The 23,676-nt window shown below is 39.8% G+C and carries 20 protein-coding genes; 6 read left to right on the top strand and 14 right to left on the bottom strand.

Annotated elements, in window-relative coordinates; translation table 11 throughout:
• Positions 1-97: 97 nt before the first annotated feature.
• A complete protein-coding gene (locus tag V7K98_RS21075) occupies positions 98-2,644 on the bottom strand; it encodes a DEAD/DEAH box helicase family protein (protein WP_335025308.1) in 2,547 nt (848 codons plus the stop codon).
• A 306-nt stretch (positions 2,645-2,950) separates the two neighbouring features.
• On the opposite strand from V7K98_RS21075, the gene V7K98_RS21070 reads away from it, so the two are divergent.
• Complete coding sequence (locus V7K98_RS21070) at positions 2,951-3,292, top strand: hypothetical protein (RefSeq protein ID WP_335025306.1); 342 nt, start codon at positions 2,951-2,953, stop codon at positions 3,290-3,292.
• A gap of 267 nt (positions 3,293-3,559) precedes the next feature.
• Here the strand turns inward: V7K98_RS21070 and V7K98_RS21065 are convergent, their stop codons facing one another.
• The 4 genes from V7K98_RS21065 to V7K98_RS21050 all read right to left on the bottom strand — a co-directional run bounded on the left by V7K98_RS21065 (position 3,560) and on the right by V7K98_RS21050 (position 7,366).
• Positions 3,560-4,696, bottom strand: coding sequence for a mechanosensitive ion channel family protein (locus V7K98_RS21065; protein ID WP_335025304.1), 1,137 nt, complete (start codon positions 4,694-4,696; stop codon positions 3,560-3,562).
• Positions 4,697-4,705: 9 nt separating this feature from the next.
• Positions 4,706-5,845, bottom strand: coding sequence for a mechanosensitive ion channel family protein (locus tag V7K98_RS21060; protein WP_335025302.1), 1,140 nt, complete (start codon positions 5,843-5,845; stop codon positions 4,706-4,708).
• 700 nt (positions 5,846-6,545) lie between these two features.
• Complete coding sequence (locus V7K98_RS21055) at positions 6,546-6,737, bottom strand: hypothetical protein (RefSeq protein WP_335025299.1); 192 nt, start codon at positions 6,735-6,737, stop codon at positions 6,546-6,548.
• Complete coding sequence (locus V7K98_RS21050) at positions 6,734-7,366, bottom strand: retropepsin-like domain-containing protein (protein ID WP_335025297.1); 633 nt, start codon at positions 7,364-7,366, stop codon at positions 6,734-6,736. The genes V7K98_RS21055 and V7K98_RS21050 overlap by 4 nt, the downstream gene beginning before the upstream one ends.
• Before the next feature lie 605 nt (positions 7,367-7,971).
• Between V7K98_RS21050 and V7K98_RS21040 the strand changes: the two genes are divergently transcribed.
• Both V7K98_RS21040 and V7K98_RS21035 read left to right on the top strand, forming a co-directional pair.
• Positions 7,972-8,910 carry an SMP-30/gluconolactonase/LRE family protein gene (locus tag V7K98_RS21040; protein ID WP_335025295.1) on the top strand — a complete coding sequence of 313 codons (939 nt, stop codon included), beginning with the start codon at positions 7,972-7,974 and terminating at the stop codon, positions 8,908-8,910.
• Between the two features lie 195 nt (positions 8,911-9,105).
• Complete coding sequence (locus V7K98_RS21035; protein WP_335025293.1) at positions 9,106-9,654, top strand: antibiotic biosynthesis monooxygenase; 549 nt, start codon at positions 9,106-9,108, stop codon at positions 9,652-9,654.
• A gap of 237 nt (positions 9,655-9,891) precedes the next feature.
• On the opposite strand, the gene V7K98_RS21030 is transcribed toward V7K98_RS21035, so the two are convergent.
• The 5 genes from V7K98_RS21030 to V7K98_RS21010 all read right to left on the bottom strand — a co-directional run bounded on the left by V7K98_RS21030 (position 9,892) and on the right by V7K98_RS21010 (position 15,939).
• The gene (locus V7K98_RS21030; protein WP_335025291.1) at positions 9,892-11,505 is read right to left on the bottom strand and encodes an NAD(P)H-quinone oxidoreductase subunit 4; all 1,614 of its coding nucleotides are present in this window, start codon (positions 11,503-11,505) and stop codon (positions 9,892-9,894) included.
• 304 nt (positions 11,506-11,809) lie between these two features.
• A complete protein-coding gene (locus tag V7K98_RS21025) occupies positions 11,810-12,319 on the bottom strand; it encodes a hypothetical protein (RefSeq protein WP_335025289.1) in 510 nt (169 codons plus the stop codon).
• 11 nt (positions 12,320-12,330) lie between these two features.
• Positions 12,331-13,242 (bottom strand): homoserine kinase, encoded by a 912-nt coding sequence (gene thrB / locus V7K98_RS21020; protein ID WP_335025287.1) that lies wholly within the window; start codon positions 13,240-13,242, stop codon positions 12,331-12,333.
• 162 nt (positions 13,243-13,404) lie between these two features.
• Positions 13,405-15,093 (bottom strand): NAD(P)H-quinone oxidoreductase subunit 4, encoded by a 1,689-nt coding sequence (locus V7K98_RS21015; protein WP_335025285.1) that lies wholly within the window; start codon positions 15,091-15,093, stop codon positions 13,405-13,407.
• A gap of 126 nt (positions 15,094-15,219) precedes the next feature.
• A complete protein-coding gene (locus tag V7K98_RS21010; RefSeq protein WP_335025283.1) occupies positions 15,220-15,939 on the bottom strand; it encodes a response regulator transcription factor in 720 nt (239 codons plus the stop codon).
• A gap of 535 nt (positions 15,940-16,474) precedes the next feature.
• Between V7K98_RS21010 and V7K98_RS21005 the strand changes: the two genes are divergently transcribed.
• Entirely contained in the window at positions 16,475-17,569 is a 1,095-nt protein-coding gene (locus tag V7K98_RS21005) for a hybrid sensor histidine kinase/response regulator (protein ID WP_335025281.1), read from the top strand.
• A gap of 166 nt (positions 17,570-17,735) precedes the next feature.
• Here the strand turns inward: V7K98_RS21005 and V7K98_RS21000 are convergent, their stop codons facing one another.
• The gene (locus V7K98_RS21000; RefSeq protein ID WP_335025279.1) at positions 17,736-18,479 is read right to left on the bottom strand and encodes a response regulator transcription factor; all 744 of its coding nucleotides are present in this window, start codon (positions 18,477-18,479) and stop codon (positions 17,736-17,738) included.
• Between the two features lie 157 nt (positions 18,480-18,636).
• On the opposite strand from V7K98_RS21000, the gene V7K98_RS20995 reads away from it, so the two are divergent.
• Positions 18,637-19,701: a YheT family hydrolase gene (locus V7K98_RS20995; protein ID WP_335025277.1), complete on the top strand. Its 1,065-nt coding sequence runs from the start codon at positions 18,637-18,639 to the stop codon at positions 19,699-19,701.
• 42 nt (positions 19,702-19,743) lie between these two features.
• On the opposite strand, the gene V7K98_RS20990 is transcribed toward V7K98_RS20995, so the two are convergent.
• Complete coding sequence (locus V7K98_RS20990) at positions 19,744-19,941, bottom strand: DUF433 domain-containing protein (RefSeq protein WP_335025275.1); 198 nt, start codon at positions 19,939-19,941, stop codon at positions 19,744-19,746.
• A gap of 91 nt (positions 19,942-20,032) precedes the next feature.
• Between V7K98_RS20990 and hetI the strand changes: the two genes are divergently transcribed.
• Positions 20,033-20,740 (top strand): 4'-phosphopantetheinyl transferase HetI, encoded by a 708-nt coding sequence (gene hetI / locus V7K98_RS20985; protein WP_335025273.1) that lies wholly within the window; start codon positions 20,033-20,035, stop codon positions 20,738-20,740.
• A 60-nt stretch (positions 20,741-20,800) separates the two neighbouring features.
• Here the strand turns inward: hetI and V7K98_RS20980 are convergent, their stop codons facing one another.
• Both V7K98_RS20980 and V7K98_RS20975 read right to left on the bottom strand, forming a co-directional pair.
• A complete protein-coding gene (locus tag V7K98_RS20980; protein WP_335025271.1) occupies positions 20,801-21,604 on the bottom strand; it encodes an SDR family NAD(P)-dependent oxidoreductase in 804 nt (267 codons plus the stop codon).
• Positions 21,605-22,161: 557 nt separating this feature from the next.
• Positions 22,162-23,676, bottom strand: coding sequence for a thioester reductase domain-containing protein (locus V7K98_RS20975; protein WP_335025269.1), 1,515 nt, complete (start codon positions 23,674-23,676; stop codon positions 22,162-22,164).

The following is a 23,676-nucleotide window of genomic DNA, read 5'->3' as shown; positions in this document are numbered from 1 at the left end:
GCGGTTAGCCCGCTTTTTTATCGGGACTGAGATTTATTTCTCAGTCCCGATTTTTAATGGTTTATAGGAAGTTATTGAATGAATGCTAAATCTGAATTTAGCTTTTATCTTGTGTAGTAACCTGAACATTGTAAGCATTACGACCAAGCCTTTGTTGAATGTACTTGAGAAGTTCCATTTTATGTTTAAGTAACCATTCAGGATTGTTGCCAGGGTATAAATATATGTTGTACCCGGAAGTGCGTGCCTCCCAATCAACTTTGGAAACTGCTTTGCAATGGTAAAATAAATTAACTATTCTTGTTAGAGTCCTTATAGCATTTTGACTTTCTGTTCTAAATGATAAATCCAGATTGTTAGGAATACTCAATTTTGTTGTATTACACCGAAAATCAATTTCATTCTTGCCTTTACATCTATTGCACATAATACACAAGGTTTGTGAGTTTTCTAGAGAAGTTTTACCACCCATAGAAAACGGTTTAATATGATCTATTTGTAATTTACTTTTGGTATTGACTCCACAACATAGACAAGCATAACCATCTCTTTCTTTAACTTTAACTTTTTCTACTTCGCTTAATTCTCTATCTTCTGTTTTTAATGGATTAATGAGAGGTTGAGGAGATTGAGGTGTAGGCTGATAAATAATGTTTATAATCGCTGCGTCAACTGCTGTTTCAAATCGAATTAAGCTTTTATAAAAAACTTTCCACAATGTATCAGGTTTGGAAAACTCTTTGTCTAAATATTCATGTTTAAAGCGAGGAGGAAAATCAATTACTTTATAAGCAATTTTATCTAAGTCATACAGTTCTCTTTCCTCAAATGGATGGTATATAGGTGCGGATTGATTTTGAGCAATGTGGCGAACAATCTTAATTAAATCTGAATCAAGCTTTTCAGCAATATTGTCAGTTTTGCGTTCAAACCTCTCACTTATCCATTGTTGGACTTGAGGCTGCATCCATTTATCATCAAGATATTCTTTAGACCATTCATCTAATAAGTTTGTAGAACTAATAAAGAGAATAAATGAATCAAATTTTGATTTTGTATGTTCATATACCATGACAAATTCAGTAAATGATTCCATTGATTCATGTTTATTGTCAGCGTCAGCATACACAATTTCAGTTTTATACCAACCAATAGGGCATATTTTTGAGAATACTATTTGATAATCTCCACCACTCTCAATTGACTTTGATAATTCCTCAACTAGACGAATAGAAATATATTCAAATGGATGATATCCTTTTACAGAGAGTTTTGGTTTATCTATAGTATCGCCATCTTTTGGGTTAGCCCAATCAAGTAAACGTTTCCATTCATCGAAGAATAGAACAACATTTGCCTCAGCACTACCTCCTACTTTTTCGCCCCGTAATGCTCTACCAATCATTTGATTCATCAAAATAGAGCTTGTTGTTTGGCGAGTAATAAATACAGTCTGAACGCTAGGAACATCAGCGCCTTCTGTTAACATTCGTACATTGATTAAAACATCAAGCTTACCATTCTTAAATTCAGCCAAAATCCTTTGATTATCACTTTGAGTACGTTTGTTTCGTGCTTCAGCAGACCCGGGATCAGCATCTATCTGTGAATAAATTGCGTCTACTTTAATACCCTTTTCGAGAAGCTTTTCTTTTATATAGACACATTGAAACCAACGATCAGCAAAGATAATTGTTTTACCATAAGTATCTTTATTTGATACATAAGTGTGTACTATAAAATTGTTTCTCTGGTTATCACTTGCAAGTTTTTCAATAATTGATTCTGGGAGGTCTTGATGTTGCTTAACTAGCCGATCGTATAATTTGTCATCAACTTCTAATTCTTTCCCAGTTGCCACTTCAATATAGTTAGGTCTAGCCAAAACTCCTTGTGATATTAAACTTTCTTTTTTAGCTTCATAAATAATTTCATTCTCAAATATTTTCCAAAGCCAACCTCTCCTAGCCTGATCGTTATACGTTGGTGTAGCTGTTAGACCAAGCAGATTTAATTTTGGAAATAACCCTCGAAGTCCTAAAGCAGAATCTTTTTCACCAATTAATAAGTTTCTGCAACCATAGGCGGGTGAGTGATGAGCTTCATCAACTATTACAAAAAGTCCTGTTTCTTTACAACTATCAATGAATTTTCTGAAAGCTGTCTCAAATTGATTACCCATCTTATCTACAGCATCAGTATGTAAATTATTGATAGCTGTTTGTATTGTCATAATGACAATATCATCAGTCAGTTGTATAGATGAGGCTTTTGCATGAGAAGGATTACTAGAAATGCACCGAATATTTAACGTTTTCTTCGGCTCTGGAATATCCTTAGCACCTTTTTCAAAGGTATCGTATGCTTGATCCAAAAGGTAAAATGAAGGAGCTAACCAAAGGATTTTAATATTTTTAGGGATTACATGGTCAGATAACCATCTGACAGCCGTAAATGTCTTGCCAGCACCTGTAGGAAGTACTAAAATTCCACTACCAGGTTTTTCACTACCAAATTTAAATGTTTTACTCAGGGCTTCAAATGCCTCAATTTGATGCTGGAAGGGTATTTTAGAGTGGTGGTTAGCAGATTGATCTCTTAATTGATTAAGATTGATAGATTTGTAATTGATGGGTTCGTGCATTATAGTATTTTCCTAGTGATATAGAGATTATTTGACCACTAGGTTAGTTTGCCCATAATCTATGCTTCAAACTCTCATGCATTGAAATTTTTCTCTACCAAACTTGACTTAAATCTAAAACAAACCCAAATAATAAAGCTAAACCGGGAAGTATCTTAAATTACATCTTTCAGTTTTTATTACCCTGAAACACATAATTACTAATTGCAAGTGAGAATAGAGAGGAGTATTTACAACACCCATGAGTACCCCAATCATCATTAACCTGCCAGACGAAATTTACCAACGTGCAGAACGCTTGCACGGTTGGCAAATTGTGATGTCGCCAGCATTTTAGTAAATACCATTCAACTTTCAATTCCGCCCGTCAGTGGAGACATTACCGATCTTCAGCCTGTCTCTGTCCTTTCTGATGAACAAGTCCTGATGCTAATCGAACTGCAAATGGAATTAGAACAAGATGCTCGGTTAAGCGAACTGCTCGTAGGCGAAGCCCGTCGTAGACATCGCCAGCAAGCAGCCACTCTTGCTGAAGGCGATCGCTCAGAGTTACAAATCCTGATGCAAGTCTATCAAGAAGGACTTTTAAGAAAAGCCACTGCGTTGAGCGAAGCCGTCAAACGTGGGTTGATTGAACCCTTAAGCTAGTGAGCCAGATTCCTGAACAAGTCCGTGCGCAGATCCGAATACAGGCAAATAATCAGTACTGATGGCGAAGTTGTTAGCGCAGCTTTGGCGGGGTGGGGTTCTTCGAGTTTAACAAGTAATCAAGCTGACATGATATCAGGATTAAACATAAATCATTAGTTAAAAAGTGGAATTAGAAAATATCCAACTTAGGTATTAAAAGCGAAGTATATCTTGAAATAAAAGTTTATTTGATAATGGAAGTCATACTGACCATTCTGGATATCATTAAATTGTTATGTGTGACTCGACATAAAGTGTCGATTCTTGTATGGTGAACTCTATACCGTAACCACTGAGCTTTCTCGATATAGCTTGATTGGCTAATTCCAGTAAACGCTTGCGGAAATCAATTGAATTTTCATTTGAACCTAGTATAAAGAAACTCACCCTTGCACGAACTCCCGAGTTTCCTTCTCGATTAAATATGTTAATTTTTGTACTGCCTGGATCGATCCCAAATAAAGTATTAGTACTCTCCTTAACAACTTTTTCGACTAATGCTTGTTCAGCTTTTTCTAAGCTACGCGTAAAATCAAGATAGAGCATAACCATCACCTTTTTACCTCTAGTAATATTTTCAATATCTGTATTTGCCAATGTTGAGTTTGGAACAATCACAAGGGTGTTTTTACCAGCAGTTCGTAGTCTGGTCGAACGCAAACCAATAGCTTCGACACGGGCAAATAATATACCCTGAGAACTTAAATTTACCCGAATATATTCTCCAGGAGAGAAAGGACGATCTAGATACAAGACTATTGTTCCAAGAATCTGTTCTAAGGTTTTTTGAGCGGCAAAAGCAACCGCAAGTCCCCCAATACCTAAACCAGCAAGTAGACCAATTAAATTAATATTCTGACTTTGAGCAAATGCCAGAGCCGAAATAAAACCAATCATCACATTAGCAAGAGTTTCAAAAACCAACAGTAATTCATCAATTTCTAGTCCTATCTTGCGGAGTAAAACAATGCCATATACCCGTAATAATTGGCGGAATAAGTTAGATGACAGCACTCCCAAACTCACGATTACCCCTAAATTTAAGAAAAATTTCAAAAAATAATAAAATCCTGTATATTTTTCTAAAAAATTTAAACATACAGAGATTAGGATTAGGGTTCCGGCAATTTTAAGTGTACTTTCTAACGGGTCAATTAAGCTTGCATAAATTTTTGATATTCCTACTGGGGAAATTCTCTGAATAACTTTTTTTAATAATAAAGGAGTATATTTACCAATAAGAATTGAGAGAAAAACACAGAACAAAAAAATACCGAGACTAATCCCTAATGAGATTAAAAAGTTGCGTGTTGCTTCGTCAACGAGCAACCATTTTTGTATATTCTTAAAGAGGACGTTCATTTTAATTATTTAAATATTAATGGGTGCATCAATATTAACTGGTTTTTCTTCCAGATCAAAATCAATACCATATTCAGAAAGTTTTATCGTAATGTTTTCTTTCGCCACATCTAGCAACTGACGGCGCATATCCATTCCCATTTCACCAGAACCCAGAATAAAAAAGTTAAGTTGAGCCTGGGTCATCTGAGTTCCATTTTGAACAAAATCTTTAAAATTAACCTCCGTATTGCGAGAATCAATTCCAAATAGATCGTTGGTACTTTCTAAAATAACTTGACTAATTAAAGCTCTTTCATTTTCGGAAAGTACACGATATAAAGTTAAATAAATTAAAGAAACAATTTTTTTGCCTCCTGTAAAGTTTTCGATACTTAATTCGGTGAGGGAATTATTAGGAACTATAGTTAAAGTCCCTTTTCCAGAATTACGAATTTTAGTAGAACGTAAACCAATTGATTCAACTCTGCCAAATGTGCCATCAGGCAAGCCAATATAATCATCAATCACAAAAGGTCGGTCGAGATAAATAACTATTCCACCTAATAACTGCTCTAAAAGCCCTTTAGCAGCAAAGGCAATGGCTATCCCCCCAATTCCCAAACTGGTCACTAAACCCACCACATTGATATGGTGAGTCTGGGCAAAAATAAAGATGATTATCAGAAAAATAACTGCGTCACCTAGAATATTAGCGACAACTAACAGTTCACCATTAATTTTTTGCTTTAGGGTCGATTCTGCCAAGTAAAATATAAGAAACTTTTCAAACAAGCGCGAACATAACCAGCCAACTGTAATCGCTGTTGATAAGCCGAGAATAATTTCTAGGTATTTGAGGAAATTGGGGAGAGGTAGAATTATCCAAACTATGTCAATTATTATTAAATAAATAGATTTTCTTAACCAGTTTTCGTATGGATGAAAAACTAAATTATAGACTTTTTTTACTTCTGGAGATACAAAGCGAACTTTGAGTAATTCGTTCATTTTATTCAAGAAAAAAGCCGATGCAAATAAAAAAAATAAAAGACTGACTGCTATAGCTATTATTAAGGCAGTGATGATGATAAAATTGAGATTATCTTGAATTATTTGAGAGAGTGAATTCAGATTACCTTCAATAATTTCAGATTTGAAAATATCCACAATACAGCTAACTCCTCAAGCCAAAGTCATCTCAATTACTTTTTATCGTAACTAATGCTAGTAACTAACGAAAAATATTTATTTTTCGTTTGGTTTTTTTTCCAAGACTCAAAGCAAAGTGATGTCTACGATGGCTTATTCGACATCACTTAGGTTGTCATTTGAATTTTGTTTAGGATTCCATAGTATTTCATCATTTTCATAAAATTGCAAGGACAGTTAGGACAGTTAGGACAGTTAATAATGTTGGTTGAATATTTTCAGATGAGGTAACGCAAATTAAATTAGTTTGCTAGCCAGCAAATGACAGCATAATATGAAAGAATTTGTGTTGTCTAATTCATACGAAAATGCTACTGGACTTATTATGTCAAGCTTTAATCAAGTACTTAGTAAATTAAATAACTGTATTTTCTACTTAGTGTTTCTTAAATCCAGCACTTACGCTGGCTATTAGGTACATCCTCAAAGCTGAAAGCTATGATAGGAGAGGGGCAAGAATTCTAAAACTTCGCGTAAGTTTTCGCTAGATTTCAAGAAAAAATTCGGAAAATTGCTGAGAGTTAGGAACCTTGTTAGGCAAATTTGGGTTTCTGCTGGCTAGCATCTACCTACTAAAGTTTGAGTAAAATTACTAGTATTTAACTGTTAAATACTAGTAAATTCTTGAATTTATCAATCAGAATTCAGGAGTAAGGAGTCAGCAGTCAGAATGGGCTAAACCATAGCTATCCGCTAACAGAATGAATTCTGTACGAGTGGCGGATGAATAGCTGGGTTTAAGACCACCCACCAAATTGAAAATTTGGTGGTGCAACAATTCAGTGGCGGATCTGAATCCCCGACTGATTGATTCTGACTCCTGAATTCTGACTTCTGAATTCTTCTTCAAGGCTTTAACTCTTCACGCCATGTAAAAATAATTTGCTCCTCAGCTTGCCTAAATTCAATATTAAATTTATCAAATACAACTTCTCGCCCTAAAAGCAATTGTTCTCCGCCTGTATTGGTTTGCAACCATGCTACAGGAATAATTAAATTATGTCCGTCAATTGTCATTTCAACATTACGTAAAACGTACTCAACCCTGCCGCCTATAGTTTCTGCCAACAAAGTTGATTCTGAATCAGCCAAAGCATAGCCTAAATCTTGACCAACTTTCAATGAAATTAAACTTAATTCAGCACCAGAATCTACTAACATTGTTGTATTAGATTCTATATCTCTGTGTTTTAAAATAACGCTATAATTTGGTTGCCAATCATGGCGGGCGACGGTGCGGAAGCGAATTGGTAAAATTTCTACAGAAGCAGTGCGACGGGGAACTAGATAAATCAAAAAAGGCTGTTTTGCAGCATTAGCTAATGCTAAAACTTCGCGTAAATTTTCGCTATGAGCAATTATCCCATTTGCATTGTAAGCGACATATTGATTTTTATATAAATCTAATAACATCTGGCGGTTACGATTCAACCACTTGAGTATTTCATCTCTTTCTTTTTTAGAGAGTGTGATGTTCATTTATTTAATGTTTTCTGTGGATGTGAAATAGAAATACCTCTGGCACTATTTTTAATTGTGTGGTGCAAGATGTGAGCTAGGAAACCTGACTTAAATCTAAAACAAAACCAGGTAGCAAGTAGGTAGGCGTAATTAAATATAAGATCAAACTTCACCCTCAATCCCTCTCCGATACTTTGGAGAGGGAAGCCGGAGGCAGAGTGAGGTTTTATATTTAATTTGACCTACTTACTTAAGGCTTCATCGCAAAGTCTTTTAGGGTTGTCTAATACCTCAATCGTAGTATTAGGACGATAAATAAAAGCTTGGCGTTGTTTTCTATCAATTAACCAACCACTGGTATAGCTTCTCAGCGATCGCACTTTATCCACGCTGCATCAGGAGAACGCACCGCACCATTAGGCAAAGTAAACCCACCACTGGAACCAAACCCTACACCGTGCATAGGCGTAGACCGTCGTAGACATCGCAGGTTGCAATTGCAAAACGATTGGTATAATTTCTGTGGCTACAAATAAGTTGGTGGTCATAATCGCTTTTCGGGGATTTTACCTGTCTTCACGATATCTCTTTGTGAAAATTTTGAGGAAGTGTGCTAGGTCAATATGGAAAATTCACCAGGTTTACCCCCTATTTACGTAGATACGCGGATTGAATTAGCACCTGCTAAAATTCTTACCTCGTTCCCAGTCAATACTTTTTTGGAAAATCTAGCGATCGCTGCGGCGGGCTACACCTACGCACCAGATGGCACAATCTTTGTAAGTAATCACGAAGTTGGCAAGATTGTTCGCATTAGTCCAGATGGCAATCAGCAAATTCATGCCAGTGTTGAAGGTAAGGTAAGTGGTCTTGCTTTCACCACCAACGGCGATCTGGTGACAACAGGCTGGAATGCTGATTCTATACCCGTGGTTTCTCTAGTTAAAAGTGATGGCACGGTGGAAACCTTGCTGACACTACCAGACGCTATATTTCTCAATGGCATCACTCCACTTTCCGACACTCAGTATTTAACAGCAGATTCCTATCGCGGTGCAATCTGGCTAATTGATATTGTTCAACCCAGTGGATCAATTTGGCTAGAACATCCAATGTTAGCTCGTAGCAATTCGGAGAACGTGATTCCGGCTGCAAATGGCTTGAAACGTTTTGGTGATTTCCTGTACGTTTCAAATACAGAAAAAATGTTGCTGTTGCGGATTCCCGTTGATAGCACTAATAAACCAGGTGAGCCGGAAATTTTTGTTGAGCAGACTAATATTGATGACTTTGCTTTTGATGTGGAAGGCAACCTTTATGGAGCAACGCATATTTATAACAGTGTGGTAAGAATTGCGCCCGATCGCAGTACAAGTATCATTGCTCAAGCTGAGTCAGGTGTAATCGGTTGCACAGCAGTGGCTTTTGGTCAAGGTGATGGCGATCGCACAGCAATTTATGTTGTGACTAATGGGGGAATGTTTTTACCTCCGCCTACAGGGGTAGTTCCTGCTAATGTTGTTCGGCTTGAGGTTGGAAAAACTGGATATCCCTTGGCTTGAGAATGATGCAATTTTAAATTTTGGATTTTGGATTAACAATTTCAAATCCAAAATTTAACACTGTTTGAGAGCAACAAGCGAGGTGTAAGGGCACGGCAGTGCCGTGCCCCTACGGGTGTATCTCACTCAACCGAGAACCGCTATATTCATCGGATCAATGTAAAATCTAAAACCTAAAATCCAAAATTGATGGAGATGGAACAGGACGATAAATCTGTAACAGTGGTCATTACACAAGTTGTCAAACCAGGATGTGAAGCTGCTTATGAAGCTTGGTTAAAAGATATTACCAGGGTTTCCAGAACCTATACGGGTCATCTGGGAACAAATGTGATTCGCCCTCAACTTGGAGTGCGAAATGAATATGCAATCATCTTCCGGTTTGATGGTTATGAAAATTTAAAGGTGTGGATGACATCGCGCGATCGCGAATACTGGCTTAATGAAGGTAAGCATTTGGTTGAATCTGACCCTTATGTTCAAGAAATCTGTGGATTAGAAGCTTGGTTTTCTCTTCCTGGTCAACCACTAAAAACTCCCCCACGCTATAAAATAGCATTACTAACTTGGGGATCGGTATATGTGTTGATTAATATTTTGAGTACGTTTCTAGTCCCTCTGCTTCGCGGTTTACCACATTTGATTGTTTCGCTGATCGTTACTATTATTATGGTTCTACTTTTGACCTACGTTGTTATGCCCAGAGTCAGCCGTTTTTTTAGTTGGTGGCTATATCCTAAATAGGGAAATTACCCTTTGTGTAGTGTCTCGTAGAGAGGGTCATTACGAATTACGAACTTGTAAGCGAAGTCGTTCGCGCAGCGTCTCGTAGAGAAGTATTACAAATTATTTAAGAATTTCCCCTACCTAAAAATTGACTCAAATTCAATAATACAAAAAGTTTAGGGGTAGTTATAAAACCACCCCTTTATTCCCCTAATATTTAGAATTTACTTGCAGATCCCTTAATGGGAAGTTAATTTACTCAGAAATGTTAATCGAACTTTCAACTTGAGAATTAGCCAATGTTGGTGCAGAGAAAATCCGCGAGTACAGACTTGATGGTTGCTGATGGGCAACAACTGGTAAAACTTGACGAGCATGGGCGGCTAATTCTACTGCCTTCACATCATAAGTCTGCGTTGCTAATTTGGGATAGAAACCAATTCCGATGATTGGCAGCAATAAACAAGCGGTAATAAATATTTCGCGGGGTTTGACATCAGATATTACAGCATCCAAGTGTAACTCTTCACTTTGCTCACCGTAGAACACTTGACGCAGCATCGACAGTAAATAAATCGGTGTCAAAATCACGCCAACTGCTGACAGCAGCACAACTACAATTTTGAAGCTGGAACTGTAAACATCACTGGTGGCGATACCGAGAAATACCATCAACTCACCTACAAAACCACTCATTCCGGGTAAGGCGAGAGAAGCCATTGAACCAATGGTAAACAGAGCAAAGGTTTTGGGCATTACCTTGGCCATTCCGCCCATTTTATCCATCATCAAGGTGTGAGTGCGATCGTAAGTCACGCCAGACAGGAAGAATAAGCTAGCAGCAATCAAGCCGTGGGAAACCATCTGTAGCACTGCACCACTCATACCCAGTTCTGTGTAAGAGGCAATCCCAATCAGCACAAATCCCATGTGGGCAATTGAAGAGTAAGCCAAGCGGCGTTTTAGATTGGTTTGAGCGAAGGCGCAGCAAGCACCGTAGACAATATTAACTACACCCAAAATTGCCAGTACTGGGGCAAAAGTCACATGGGCATTGGGCAACATTTCCACATTGAAGCGGATGAGGGCATAACCACCCATTTTTAACAACACACCAGCCAAAATCATTGAACCGGGTGCTGATGCTTCACCGTGGGCATCAGGTAGCCAAGTGTGTAAGGGGAAAATTGGTAACTTCACACCAAAGGCAATCAAGAAACCTGCATAAACCAATAATTCCAAGGTTTTGGGGTATTCTTTCATTCCCAGAGTCGCCATGTCGAAGGTGATGGTATCTCCAGAGAATGCCATTGCAAAACCGGCAATCAAGATAAATATTGATGCGGCGGCTGTGTAAAGAATGAATTTGGTAGCTGCATAACGGCGGTTTTGTCCTCCCCAGATGGAAATCAGCAGGTAAACCGGCACTAACTCGATTTCCCACATTAGGAAGAACAATAACAAATCCTGGGCGAGAAATACGCCAAGCTGGGCGCTGTACATCGCTAGCATCAAACCATAAAATAATCGCGGCTTGGTGGTAACTTTCCAAGCCGCGAAGATTGCGAGGGTATTTATTAAGCCTGTTAGAACCAGTAAGGGCATCGATAAACCATCAACCCCCACAGCCCAATGCAAACCTAACTGTGGTATCCAAGGATAGTTTTCTACAAGTTGCAGTGTTGAATTCTGAAAGTCGTACTTATACCAAAAGGCATAAATCATCAGTGCAAAGTCAGCGATCGCAACTCCCAGACCATACCACCGCACAGTTCTACCTTCTTTGTCTGGGATCAAGGGGATGGCTAAGGCTGCCACCAAGGGTAAGAGGATTATGGCTGTTAACCAGGGAAATTCAATAGCATTCATCACTTCTGACAACCAATATTGCCTTTTTACTTTTAGTTACATTATATTAAGTGATTTTGACTTTTGTAACCTTTAATGAAGTCTAAAAGATTAAATTTTTGCTTCTTGACAAGAATATATACTCATCGAATGTTAATTTTTCAGGATAAATAAGAATAAATACTTGTCGGATTTAATTTTAAATGTAAAGCAACATAAAGGGCACAGCATTGCTGTGCCCCTACGAGTGGACTCAATATGGTAGCGGTGATTTTAGGTGTGTAGAGACGCAAAATTTTGCGTCTCTACATGGATGGCGAATACATTAAACAATCCGGTTGACAATTGTCCACACTTCTAAATCAGAACGGACATAAGGAACGGAGATTGTCTTAAACCCAGTAATGAAGGGTTTGTAATAAATCTGCCAATACATTGGACTCAATTCATTAGCACAACGTTTAAGGAGGCGGACTTCTGCCGCCAATTCCCCAGCAAGTTCATTAATGCGTTGAGCATGAACCTGTGCCACTTCTTTCGCTTCTTCTAGCTCTTGCTGTAGAATAAGTTCTTTTGATGCAACTTGCGATCGCACTAACTTACCTTTTTTTTGTTTGATCTGGACTTCTAAAGCAGCGATCGCAGCATCAATACCCTGGAGTTCAACTGATAATTGGGCGTTTTCTCTAGCTTGACGGCGATACGCTTCAACCATTGCCTGGGGTGAATCATTCTCGCCAGAGATGACATTATTAATAGTGAGTGCAGCGCGTTCTTCTAGAAGAATCTGAATTTGAGAGTTAAGCGCCGCCATTTCAGCCTGAATTTGCTCCATAAAATCAAATATTAAAAGCTTTTTGCGCCTTGGGTATCGAGAGTTAGCGATCGCACTTCGGCTGTAATTCCTTCTTCTTGCCAAGCAGCTAACATCGCCGCCTCCACAGCTTTCGAGTTTAGTTTATCCGCCAAAGCTAACAGTGTCGGCCCCGCACCACTAATCACCATACCATAAGCACCAGCACTAACGGCTGCTATGTTAACAGCATCGTACCCAGGAATCAAAGCTTTACGATAGGGCTGATGCAACTTATCTTGCAAAGCTGTCTTTAACCATTGTCCGTTGCCAGTTTCTAAGCCGCGCAATAGTAACCCCAAATGTGCTGTATTGAAAATCGCATCGGCGCGACTCACCTCAGTCGGGAGAACACTCCGCGCCTCGGAAGTGGAAAGTTCAAAATTAGGAATAGCGACAACTGGTACAACATCTTTATGCCAGGGAACATCACAAATTTCCCAAGCTGCGCCACTGGTAGCAGCGAGACGACATCCTCCCAACAAAGCTGGAACTACATTATCAGGATGTCCTTCCATTGCGATCGCTAACTCCATCACTTGCGACTGAGACAGAGTTGCACCCTCAAGTTGATTAGCAGCAACTAACCCGCCAACAATTGCTGTCGCCGAACTACCCAAACCCCTCGCCATTGGGACACCTAACTTAATCTCTATTTTCACACTCGGCGGCGTTTGCTCTATATGTTGATAAAATTTGACAAACGCTTGGTAAAGTAGATTGCTTTCATCAGTTTGGACTCGTTCAGCTTCCGTACCAGTAACATGAATACTTAATCCACCCTCTTGGCGAGTGAACTTGAACTCGTTGTACAGCTTTAATGCTGCACCGATGCAATCAAAACCAGGCCCCAAATTCGCAGTTGTGGCGGGAACGGTAACAGTGATGGCAGAAACAACAGACATTGGTAAAACTCACTAATCATTAACCAGCATCTCATGTAAGTGGTTGATTTTTCGCGGTGTCCAGATCCCCGACTTCTTTAAGAAGTCGGGGATCTAATCACTTATATAGAAGTTCTCCAAGTTAGCGATCGCTTTTTTCGACAAGTATATTGGTTAAAAAGCTTACTTCAAAGTTTCCAAAACTGGTGCTAGCTCAACCTCTGAAACTTGCGGAACCAATAATCGATTAGCAAAAATCTGGGGATTTGTTTGCGAGATTATGGCATAAGACTGGCGAAGATTAGCATTGACTGCGACAGTCTTCACGTCATACATCTGCATGGCCATCTTAGGATAAAAACCAATACCAATAATCATCAGCAGAAAACAGGCAGCAATAAACACCTCACGCGGTCTAGCATCGTCGTACACTGCATCTTCTGGTACGAAGCAGTCTGTACCAAAACAAACTGTTCCGTCATCTTCTTGATTTTCTGAGCCTGCATTATTAATGTCGCAGATGAGCGCTGCACCGTCACCATAAAATACCTCTCGCAGCATTGAAAGTAAATAGATAGGTGTGAGGATAACTCCAACTGCGGCGAGAAAAACAGTTACGGTGCAGAAAGTCGAACTGTAAACATCACTGCTTGTCATCCCAACAAATACCGAGAGTTCGCCAGCAAAGCCGCTCATACCGGGAAGTGCCAGGGATGCCATTGCGGAGATTGTAAATAGGGCAAAGACTTTGGGCATGGCTTGACCAATACCGCCCATATCTTTCATTACCATTGTGTGGGTGCGATCGTAAGTAACGCCGGCTAAGAAGAATAGCACCGATGCAATCAAACCATGCGAGATCATTTGCAACATCGCGCCGTTGATTCCCAAATCAGTGAATGAGGCAATCCCAAGCAGTACAAACCCCATGTGAGAAATCGACGAATAAGCCAAACGCCGCTTCATATTCGTCTGAGCAAAGGAGTTTAATGCACCATAGATAATGTTGACAACACCGAGAATGGCTAGAACCGGCGCAAAGTAAATGTGTGCATCGGGGAGTAGTTCAAGATTCAGGCGAATTAGTCCATATCCGCCCATCTTTAGCAACACACCAGCCAAAATCATCGATACAGGAGAGGATGCTTCGCCGTGGGCATCAGGCAACCAGGTATGCATCGGGAAAACAGCAAGTTTGACACCAAATGCAATTAATAACCCTGCATAAAGTAGTAGTTGTAGACTAAGGGGATATTCCTTATTGGCGAGGGCAGTGATATCAAATGTCATATCACCGCCGCCGTATAGCCCCATTGCCAGGGCTGCGACCAAAATAAAGATAGAAGCGGCTGCGGTATACAACAAAAATTTTGTCGCCGCGTAACGTCGTCTTTGTCCACCCCAAATGCAGACTAGTAAGTAGACGGGAATCAGTTCTACTTCCCACATAATGAAAAATAGCAGCAAGTCTTGGGCAACGAACACTCCTACCTGTGCAGAATACAGCACCAGCATTAAAAAATAGAAGAGACGGGGGCGGTGATTAACTTGCCAAGCTGAAAAAATCGAGAGTGTGGTGACAAATCCTGCTAGAAGCACAAGTGGCGCTGAAAGTCCATCAACTGATACCGCCCAGTTTAAACCTAACTGAGGCATCCAGGCATAATTTTCAACCATTTGAAAACTAGCACTGCTGGCATCATAATGTTTCCAAAAGGCGTAGCACATCAATGCAAAGTCTGCGATACCTACACCCAGTGCATACCACCGCACGCGCTTGCCATCTTTATCAGGCAGCACAGGAATAAGCAGGGAAGCAATGAGTGGCAGCAAGACAATCGCGGTAAGCCAGGGAAATTGATCCGCTATCATGTATATGAGGAAAAATACTTATTTGTTTGTCAATTATGTCATTTTACTAAAGTGTGTAACAATTTCTTCACAAATCTTTTTGCAGGTAATGGTTTTGACCAAGACATAACTATATAATAAGCATATTTACGGTACTAATCCAGCCCGCAAAGCACGAACAGCAGCCTGTGTCCGGTCAGCAACACAAAGTTTATTGAGAATACCTCGAACATGAGTTTTGACAGTACCGACTGTTAGATATAGTCTTTTAGCGATTTCTGCATTGTCACACCCGGCAACAATCAACTCTAAAACATCCATCTCTCGGTGAGTTAAAGGATAGCTGACTATACTTTTCTCAGTATCTGGGTCAATACCTTCAATCAAGACTCTTTTTCCAGATGCGCCTCTGCTGCCGTCGGGGAAATCTTGACGTATTTGTTGTAGTACAAGGTCTGCGATCGCTGGATCGATCCATGAACTACCTCCATGAGTCGTTTCCACAGCCTCTACTAGTCTCTCTGTTTCGATATCCTTCATGCAATAAGAATCTGCACCTGCTGCAAATGCTGCTAAAACAGCCTGTTCGCTATTTTGCATCGTTAAAATGAGCAGCTTTGTTGTATAATCTTCGTTTTCTGATTGATATTGCCTAAATGTGCGTGTTAGCTCAATCCCATCCATGTCAGGCAAACCGATATCAATAGTCGCAACATCAGGCTTGAGACTTTTCAGAAGCTTGATGCCGTCAGCTGCATTAGCAGCTTCACCAACAATGTTAAACTCTGGCTGGGTTTGTAAGGCAGACCGTAAGCCAATTCTCGTTAGGTTATGATCTTCAATCAGAAGGATCTTGATTTCACTCATATTTACTTAACTTTACTGTTATCTATCGAAAGTACAGATTAAAATAATCTCGTTCTTCTATTCGGTATCTTATACAAAAAGCAATACATTTGGTATTGTTTCCTGAAGTTCATCTACCGTTAGACATAAATAGCCTTATCTGGTAAGTTTTTCTCAAGCAAGAGTTTTGACATAAGATATGACTTACGCACTGTACGAAATAATCATGTTGTGCGTCAACGTAAATACGCCGTTTCAGGTTTTTATTAATCATTCATTGATGGTAAATAAACCCACGTCGTAGGGGCAATTTATGAATTGCCCCTACGACGGATCTGGTTTTTCAAATCATCTATACTTGGTCTTTCCTGTCAATGCGTAAGTCCTATAACAATATTCAATCAAAAAATATTTTTATACCTTAACCATAAGATAAAATACTTAATTTCATAAACTTTAAAGGAAAATGTGAATCCTTAATAATCTCAGTGCTGGTAAAGTAAGCTATTACTAGATTTGCTAGGGATAGCCAAGCACTTCTTTTTTTTATTCAGCCATGTCTTTAACTAAAACTGTCAAAAAAGATAAAATTCTCGCTGTCGATGATGTTTTTGACAATCTACTAGTGTTAGAAGCAGTCCTAGAAGATGAGGGCTATGAAATTAGCTTGGTGGAAGATAGCAAAATTGCTTTGGCTATGGTTGAGGAGTCACCACCAGACATCATTCTCTTAGATGTGATGATGCCGGAGATAGATGGCTATGAATTTACTCGGCGCATCCGAAAAAATCCGGCGTTGCCATTTATCCCGATTCTGCTGCTAACGGCTCACTATGAGTCTAGTGTTGTGGAAGGACTTGATGCTGGTGCAGATGACTTTATTCGTAAACCATTCGATCCTGATGAACTACATGCACGAGTGCGATCGCTCTTGCGCCTTAAACATAGCATCGACGAACGAGATCAGATGGCTAACCTGCGGGCAGATTTTGTCTCGCGTTTTACTCACGATCTACGTATACCGCTAGTAGCCTCCAACCGCGTCTTAAAATTATTACTGGAAGGTAGGTTTTGCGATGTTTCGCCACAATTGCAAGAAATAATTAATACCATGATTGGCAGTAACCAAGACCTGCTAGAAATGGTAAACACCTTGCTAGAAGTTTATCGTCACGAAGCAGGCTGTAAAACCTTAAAGATTTCTCCCTGCAATATTGAGGAATTAGTTAGTGAAGTTACCCAAGAATTAACTCCCTTAGCTGAAGAAAAAGGATTGGCTGTAAATATCGATCGAGGTGAAGTTGCAAGCACCATCATGGGCGATCGCGTAGAACTGCGACGAGTATTGACAAATCTCATCGGCAATGCTATCAAATTTACAGACGAAGGTTCTGTAGATATTCACTGCTACCTCACTTCGGCAGATGTGACTATTGATATCCAAGATACGGGGCCAGGAATTTCTAAACCAGATCAAGCAAGACTATTTGAGCGATTTCGTCAAGGGAAACACCAACGTTCTGGTAGTGGTTTGGGACTATATCTATCTCGCTACATTGTTGAAGCACATCAAGGCACAATTGATGTAACATCTGAGCCAGGGCAAGGTAGTAGATTCACTATCCGTCTACCCGTAGCAGGGGAAAACTAAAAGTGGGAATGTTTTTTGGCAATATTATGCATTCTTGTAGAGAAGTTGCAAGGTAACTTCTCTACACACCAGTAAATCACACTAACCTTAACTAAACGGTAAGGAATAAGAGTTGCGGAGATTTCTTGCCTAATTCATGGCTTAGTTAAGGGAATTCAGCGTAATTTTATTGAACCAGTGTTGTGGAAACTCCTTCACTTGCTGGAGGAATACCGGGTAACTCAAGACAGTATCCAGCACCATATACTGTTTTGATATAGCGGGGATGGCGGGGATCTGGTTCTAGCTTCGTTCTCAAGTGGCGAATATGGACTCGAATCGTTTCTATGTCATCATCAGGATCGTAGCCCCAAACTTCTCTGAGGATTTCGCTGGGAGAAACTGTTTGACCGTGGCGTTGTAGTAAGCAGTGAAGTAACTCAAATTCTAAGTGAGTCAATTTCACTGTGTCATTGAACCATATTGCCTCAAATCTTTCGGGAACTAGGGTGAGTGAGCCATAGTTTAAAATCTCACTATGCTTTGCTGCTTGAGGAATGCGATCAGTCCGTCGCAAAAGCGCCCGCACCCGCGCTAGCAGTTCTTCAACTTCAAAAGGCTTGGTGAGGTAGTCATCTGCGCCAGCATTGAAGCCTTCTACCTTGTTCTGAGTTTGGCTCAAAGCCGTCAACATTAATACGGGAATCTCAGAAGTGCGATCGTCGCGGCGCAGGCGTTGGCAAACGGTAAACCCATCTACCCTGGGCAACATTAAATCGAGCATGATCAAGTCTGGTTGCAGCTGGAGAGCCAGCGCTTGACCTTTGATGCCGTCTTCAGCTTGACTAACATCGTAGCCAGCCATTTCCAAGTTGACGGCAACTAGTTCTGAAATCGCTGGGTCATCGTCTATAACAAGAATCCTCGGCATTCTTAAAAATTACTACTACTTATTAGGGATAATTAACAATCTTTGTATAGATACAAAGATTTTTGAATCGATTCTAAAAAAGTTTTTAAATCTTACATAAATATTAAGATTAAATGACTGTGAAATCAAGACTCAACTACACGAAATCTTATAGTCTATGATGTGTTATACTCCCCCCTACAATCCGTCTTGGTTTTTACAAAACGGTGTGATGATGACTGTATACACCGCTTTATGGGGAAAGCGTCACTGGGAAAGTACTGCTAAAGACCCAGAACCGTCTTATCACGAAAAAATTTTTGTTGGTGGCCAAGGTGTGCCAATTTTTGGCTTGGTTGCCATACCGGAAAATGCCCACAGCACGATTATCGGTACTTATGGCATTACTGGAGAGTTAGAAACAGAATGGTATTTGAGAGTGCTAGCGCGTAAAGCTTATGCTCAAGGATATGCTGTGGTGTTATTTGATTGGCGGGCCCACGGCAAAACGGCCGTTTTGTCTCCGACTCTAACTTCTGATGGTTTGTATGAGGGAGAAGATTTTGTTCGGATTGCGGCGGCGGCTAAGGAAATGGGATGTCCCGGTAAATTTTGGTTTACAGGATATTCTTTAGGAGGGCAATTAGCACTATGGGCGGTGAAGGTAGCTGGTGAGGTGATTAGGGAAAACGAAGATTTAGGGCTAGAAGATAGTGATATTGGTGGTGGTATGGTGATTTGTCCGAGTTTAGATTCGGAGCGATCGCTATCTTATCTAGTTACAAAGCCCTTTGGTAGATATTTGGAGGCGGGGATTGCCCAGAATTTAAAAAAACTGGCATGGCGAATCCATGATGCTCATCCTGGAAGCATTGAACCAGAAGCCATTGAACGGGCGAATAGTATTTGGGGTTTTGACAATGAATTGGTAATTAACCGACTAGGTTTTCCTTCGGTGGAGGCATATTATCAAGCGAGTAGTGCTTTACAAATATTGCCGCAAATCTCGAAACCAACTTTGATTTTATATGCTGCTGACGATCCACTTTTTGACCCAGCTATCATACCGGAATTACAACAAGCGTGCGATCGCAATTCTGCAATAGATTTATTGCTCACTCAATACGGCGGCCATGTTGGCTATTTGAGTAGTAAAGAGTGCCAGCGTCAAGTAAAGGATTCTGATCCTTGGTGGGCATGGAATCGGGTTTTACAATGGTTGGAGCAACAGCGTAATTCGTAATTTTAAGATCCGTAGTCCGATTTGTCGAAATGGTATGTGTATTTACGCTAGCGATTGCCTGAGTAATACAGCTTGCAGAGCTTGTGGTGTTAAAGTTGGATAATTATCTAAAACTTGCTGTACTGTCCAACCATTAGCAAATAAACCAAGTATAAATTCAACAGATAACCTTGTACCTTTTACCGTTGGTTTACCTAATAATATTTTTTGGTCAGAATGAATGTATTGTCGCCAGTCCATAATCACTATATTTTTGATAGCAAAGGTAATAATTAAGATTTTAACTAACTTGTACTAAGCGAAGTCGAAATATTACGAATTACGAATTATCATGAATCTCTGGCTACCTGCACCGACAGATTTAACTTTATCAACAGATGAGATTCATGTCTGGCGCATAGAACTTGACCAACCAGAAACACAGTTGCAAAATTTAGCCGCAACTCTTTCCAGTGACGAAACGGCTCGTGCTGAACGGTTCTATTTTCAGGAACATCGGCAGCGTTTCATCGCTGGTCGTGGTATTCTCCGAACTATATTAGGTCGCTATTTGGGTATCCAGCCGTCACAAGTGCAGTTTAATTATCAACAGCGTGGCAAACCGGTATTAGCAGATACATTTGCCGATAGGGGACTAGAGTTTAACTTGTCTCATTCTCAAGACTTGGGTTTGTGTGCGGTGAATTGCACCCGCCCAATAGGTGTAGATTTAGAATATATTCGCCCGATGTCTGATATTGAAGCTCTTGCCAAACGCTTCTTTTTGCCGAGAGAATATGATATGTTGCGATCGCTATCTCCCAACCAACAGCAAGAGGTATTTTTCCGTTACTGGACTTGTAAGGAAGCTTATTTAAAAGCAACTGGAGACGGACTATCCCAGTTAGAGCAAATTGAAGTGTCGCTCACTCCCACAGAACCAGCCAAGTTACAGATAACTGAAGACTGGAGTCTTTTTGAATTAGTACCTGCTAAAAATTATCTTGCTGCTGTTGCCGTACCAAATTGCGGCTGGAATTTAAAATGTTGGCAATATTAATACTAGTCATTAGTTATTCTTCCCTAATGCCCCATGCCCCATGCCCAATTCCCAATGCCCCTACTTATCTTCCTGCATATTTCTCACAATTTTTGTCACTAAGTTTCTAGGTACAAATCTGACGCTTTTTGCAAGTATTGCATTGAGTAAACCAGGAATGACAATGGTTTGACCCTTCATTAAGGCACGAAAACCAACTTCAGCTACTGTTCGTGCATCCATCATCCTCTTACCCTTGAGCAACTTAGAGTCAGCCATGCCAGTACGTTCATGAAAGCCAGATGCGGTTGAACCTGGGCAAAGAACTGTCACAGTGACACCTGTACCTTCTAATTCATTAGCGATCGCTTCAGAAAAAGATAAGATGTAAGCCTTAGTAGCAAAATAAACCGCCATCAAAGGCCCTGGTTGAAAAGCAGCAGCCGAGGCGACATTTAATATTTTGCCATCACCTTGGTTTACCATGTGCTTCACGAATAGCTTGGTTAAATGGGTGAGACACACCAAATTTACCTGTAGCATTTCCAGTTCAGTAGCTAGGTCTGTTTCGTGAAATAATCCATAGATACCAAATCCAGCATTATTTACTAGCACATCAACATTAATATCGGCGAGTTGCAACTCCGTGAAAATTTCTTCAGGAGCGGTTGATATAGATAAATCCTTAACAATAATTTTGACAAGATTTCCAAATTTTTCTTGGAATTTAGCTGCAATTTCTACAAGCTTTAATCCGTTTCTGTCTACTAATACCAGATTGTAATCATGAGCAGCAAAAAGATAGGCTAATTCGTAGCCAATTCCACCGGCTGCCCCAGTAATAAGAGCAGTTTTTTTACTCCGGTATTGATGTGTTTTGTTCATGTAAGAATATTGGTGAATTCAACTTGATGAAGCTGCGTTGCATTTACAGTGGTTCTCGTTCTACAATTAAGTACGCGTAATATCTGAACCGACAATAAATGTCTTGAGTTATTACCCTTTGAAACGCTTGTATGATGTCTTGGATAGATGTAGCTGTCCAAACGCAAATTTAGGACTTATGCATCGAATAAGTAAGGCATTAAAGAAGTTTGGTTATTTCAAACTATTACTACTGGCTTTTGATTACTCACCAAAGCCAGCAGCTAAAATCAAACTTTCATGCCCGACACTAACCATTCTATCCTTAATTGCTGATGTCAAGAGGTGAATACTAAAAATTTACATTATTGGGCATAAAAAAACAGGGCAATTATATTGCCACTGTTGGAGTATTAGTTGTTGCTGGCATCTGAAATATTAGCTATTTAGCAGTACTGAGTTTTAAAAAACATGGACTAAACAAAATTTTTGTAGGGTGCGTTACGGCTTCCGTAACACACCGAAGTATCAGGGATAATACGTTACATTCCTAACACATCCTACGGAAGTTGAAATTCCTAAGCGAGATTCAAGAAACCACTTTGAATCAAGTAGGCGGTATAAGTCATAAACAATTGAGAATCAATTGGCGGACAAGCAATGGAACTACCAGCCAATGCATGAAGAGTATCTTGGCAGCTAATATGTGGTCTTCTAGCTTGTAAATACAAATCAGGAATAGTCAGTTGTTCATCAGACCAACGTTCCAGTAAAAATGGTCGCAGAGTGTATAAAGGATTATCAGCAGAAGTGACATTATTGATTAACTCAGATTGCCATTTTTCGTAAGGAATCATCTCAACTGAATAACCAAAAGAGCGTATCCACTCAACGAGCATTTTCAAAGCGGCGGGTTGGGGATGTTGTAAATTGAAAGCTTTACCTATAGATTCTTTCTGTCTTGATAAGTAAACGATCGCTTTACTTACATAGTCTACAGGTGACATATCCAACATATAATCTACATCAGGGAAATATCCCATTTGTAGACAGCCCTTAGTCATCAAATTGATAAAGTCATGTGTGTTACAAATGCCTGTTTTGCTATCACCAGAAATCAGTGGTGGTCTGTGGATAGTTACAGGAAGCCCTCGGTCACGAGCAATTTTTACTAACTTTTCAGCTACCCATTTAGTTTGTGAGTAACCAAGATAAATACCTTCCCAATGATTGAATTCATCCTGTTCTTTGACAACCTTACCAGCATAAGCAGTTGATTCAAAAACAGCAACGCTAGAAACGTAATGTACAGGCTTGACTTTAATTTGACAAGCCAATCTCAAAACTTCCTGCGTTCCTAAAACATTGGCTGCTTTCAGTGCTGAGTATGGGAAAACATAATTCAACAAAGCAGCACTATGATAAATAGTATCAATATCGGCAGCTAAAACTTGAAATTGTTCTGAACCAATACCTAACAAAGGCTGAGATAAATCGCCGACAACTGGAATAATTCTAGACTTAAATTCTTCTTGCCAAATTGCATACTGTTCCAGATTTTTTTGAAGTTTACTTTTGCCTTCTTCGGCATTAGCAGCACGCACTAAGCAATAGATATCGGCATTAGTTTCTTGTAGTAATTCCCGGATGATAAAAGCTCCTAAAAAGCCAGTTCCTCCAGTTAAAAAGATGTTCTTGGGTTCACCCACAAGTACATTAGATGCAGCACCGGGATGGATGGTGGGGTCAAGAACAGCCTCAGCACCTAAATTTAGAACAGAGGGTGCAGCGTTGGCATTAGAGGCTACTACCTTTGTATCTTGAATCTGTGAACCATCTTGCACTTCTTCAGCTAAACGCTGTGAAAGAGCTTCAATATTTGGGTAATGCCACAATAGCAACGGAGATGGTTGAAATCCGAGCAACTTTTCTAAGTTACTGACTAGAATCATTGCTTGGGCTGAATCCAAACCATAGTTTTCTAAATGTTCTTTGACATCGATTTCATCAGTTGCAACTCCTAGCAACTTAGCTAAGTTAGATATCAAAAATATTTGAATATCGTCTGCTGTGAAAGACTGTTTTATAGTCAT

This window comes from Nostoc sp., assembly GCF_036917435.1.
Taxonomy (GTDB): domain Bacteria; phylum Cyanobacteriota; class Cyanobacteriia; order Cyanobacteriales; family Nostocaceae; genus Nostoc.
The sequence above is the reverse complement of the archived record's forward strand: the minus strand, read 5'-3'. Positions and strand labels throughout refer to the sequence as shown.

Coding starts and splice junctions, on each gene's coding strand:
- V7K98_RS21010 (WP_335025283.1), bottom strand. CDS start 15,939: ATGAGTGAAATCAAGATCCTTCTGATTGAAGATCATAACCTAACGAGA.
- V7K98_RS21025 (WP_335025289.1), bottom strand. CDS start 12,319: ATGGAGCAAATTCAGGCTGAAATGGCGGCGCTTAACTCTCAAATTCAG.
- V7K98_RS21005 (WP_335025281.1), top strand. CDS start 16,475: ATGTCTTTAACTAAAACTGTCAAAAAAGATAAAATTCTCGCTGTCGAT.
- V7K98_RS20980 (WP_335025271.1), bottom strand. CDS start 21,604: ATGAACAAAACACATCAATACCGGAGTAAAAAAACTGCTCTTATTACT.
- thrB (WP_335025287.1), bottom strand. CDS start 13,242: ATGTCTGTTGTTTCTGCCATCACTGTTACCGTTCCCGCCACAACTGCG.
- V7K98_RS21035 (WP_335025293.1), top strand. CDS start 9,106: ATGGAACAGGACGATAAATCTGTAACAGTGGTCATTACACAAGTTGTC.
- V7K98_RS21015 (WP_335025285.1), bottom strand. CDS start 15,093: ATGATAGCGGATCAATTTCCCTGGCTTACCGCGATTGTCTTGCTGCCA.
- V7K98_RS21040 (WP_335025295.1), top strand. CDS start 7,972: ATGGAAAATTCACCAGGTTTACCCCCTATTTACGTAGATACGCGGATT.
- V7K98_RS21065 (WP_335025304.1), bottom strand. CDS start 4,696: ATGAACGTCCTCTTTAAGAATATACAAAAATGGTTGCTCGTTGACGAA.
- V7K98_RS20975 (WP_335025269.1), bottom strand. CDS start 23,676: ATGACTATAAAACAGTCTTTCACAGCAGACGATATTCAAATATTTTTG.
- V7K98_RS21050 (WP_335025297.1), bottom strand. CDS start 7,366: ATGAACATCACACTCTCTAAAAAAGAAAGAGATGAAATACTCAAGTGG.
- hetI (WP_335025273.1), top strand. CDS start 20,033: ATGAATCTCTGGCTACCTGCACCGACAGATTTAACTTTATCAACAGAT.
- V7K98_RS21075 (WP_335025308.1), bottom strand. CDS start 2,644: ATGCACGAACCCATCAATTACAAATCTATCAATCTTAATCAATTAAGA.
- V7K98_RS21000 (WP_335025279.1), bottom strand. CDS start 18,479: ATGCCGAGGATTCTTGTTATAGACGATGACCCAGCGATTTCAGAACTA.
- V7K98_RS21030 (WP_335025291.1), bottom strand. CDS start 11,505: ATGAATGCTATTGAATTTCCCTGGTTAACAGCCATAATCCTCTTACCC.
- V7K98_RS20995 (WP_335025277.1), top strand. CDS start 18,637: ATGATGTGTTATACTCCCCCCTACAATCCGTCTTGGTTTTTACAAAAC.
- V7K98_RS20990 (WP_335025275.1), bottom strand. CDS start 19,941: ATGGACTGGCGACAATACATTCATTCTGACCAAAAAATATTATTAGGT.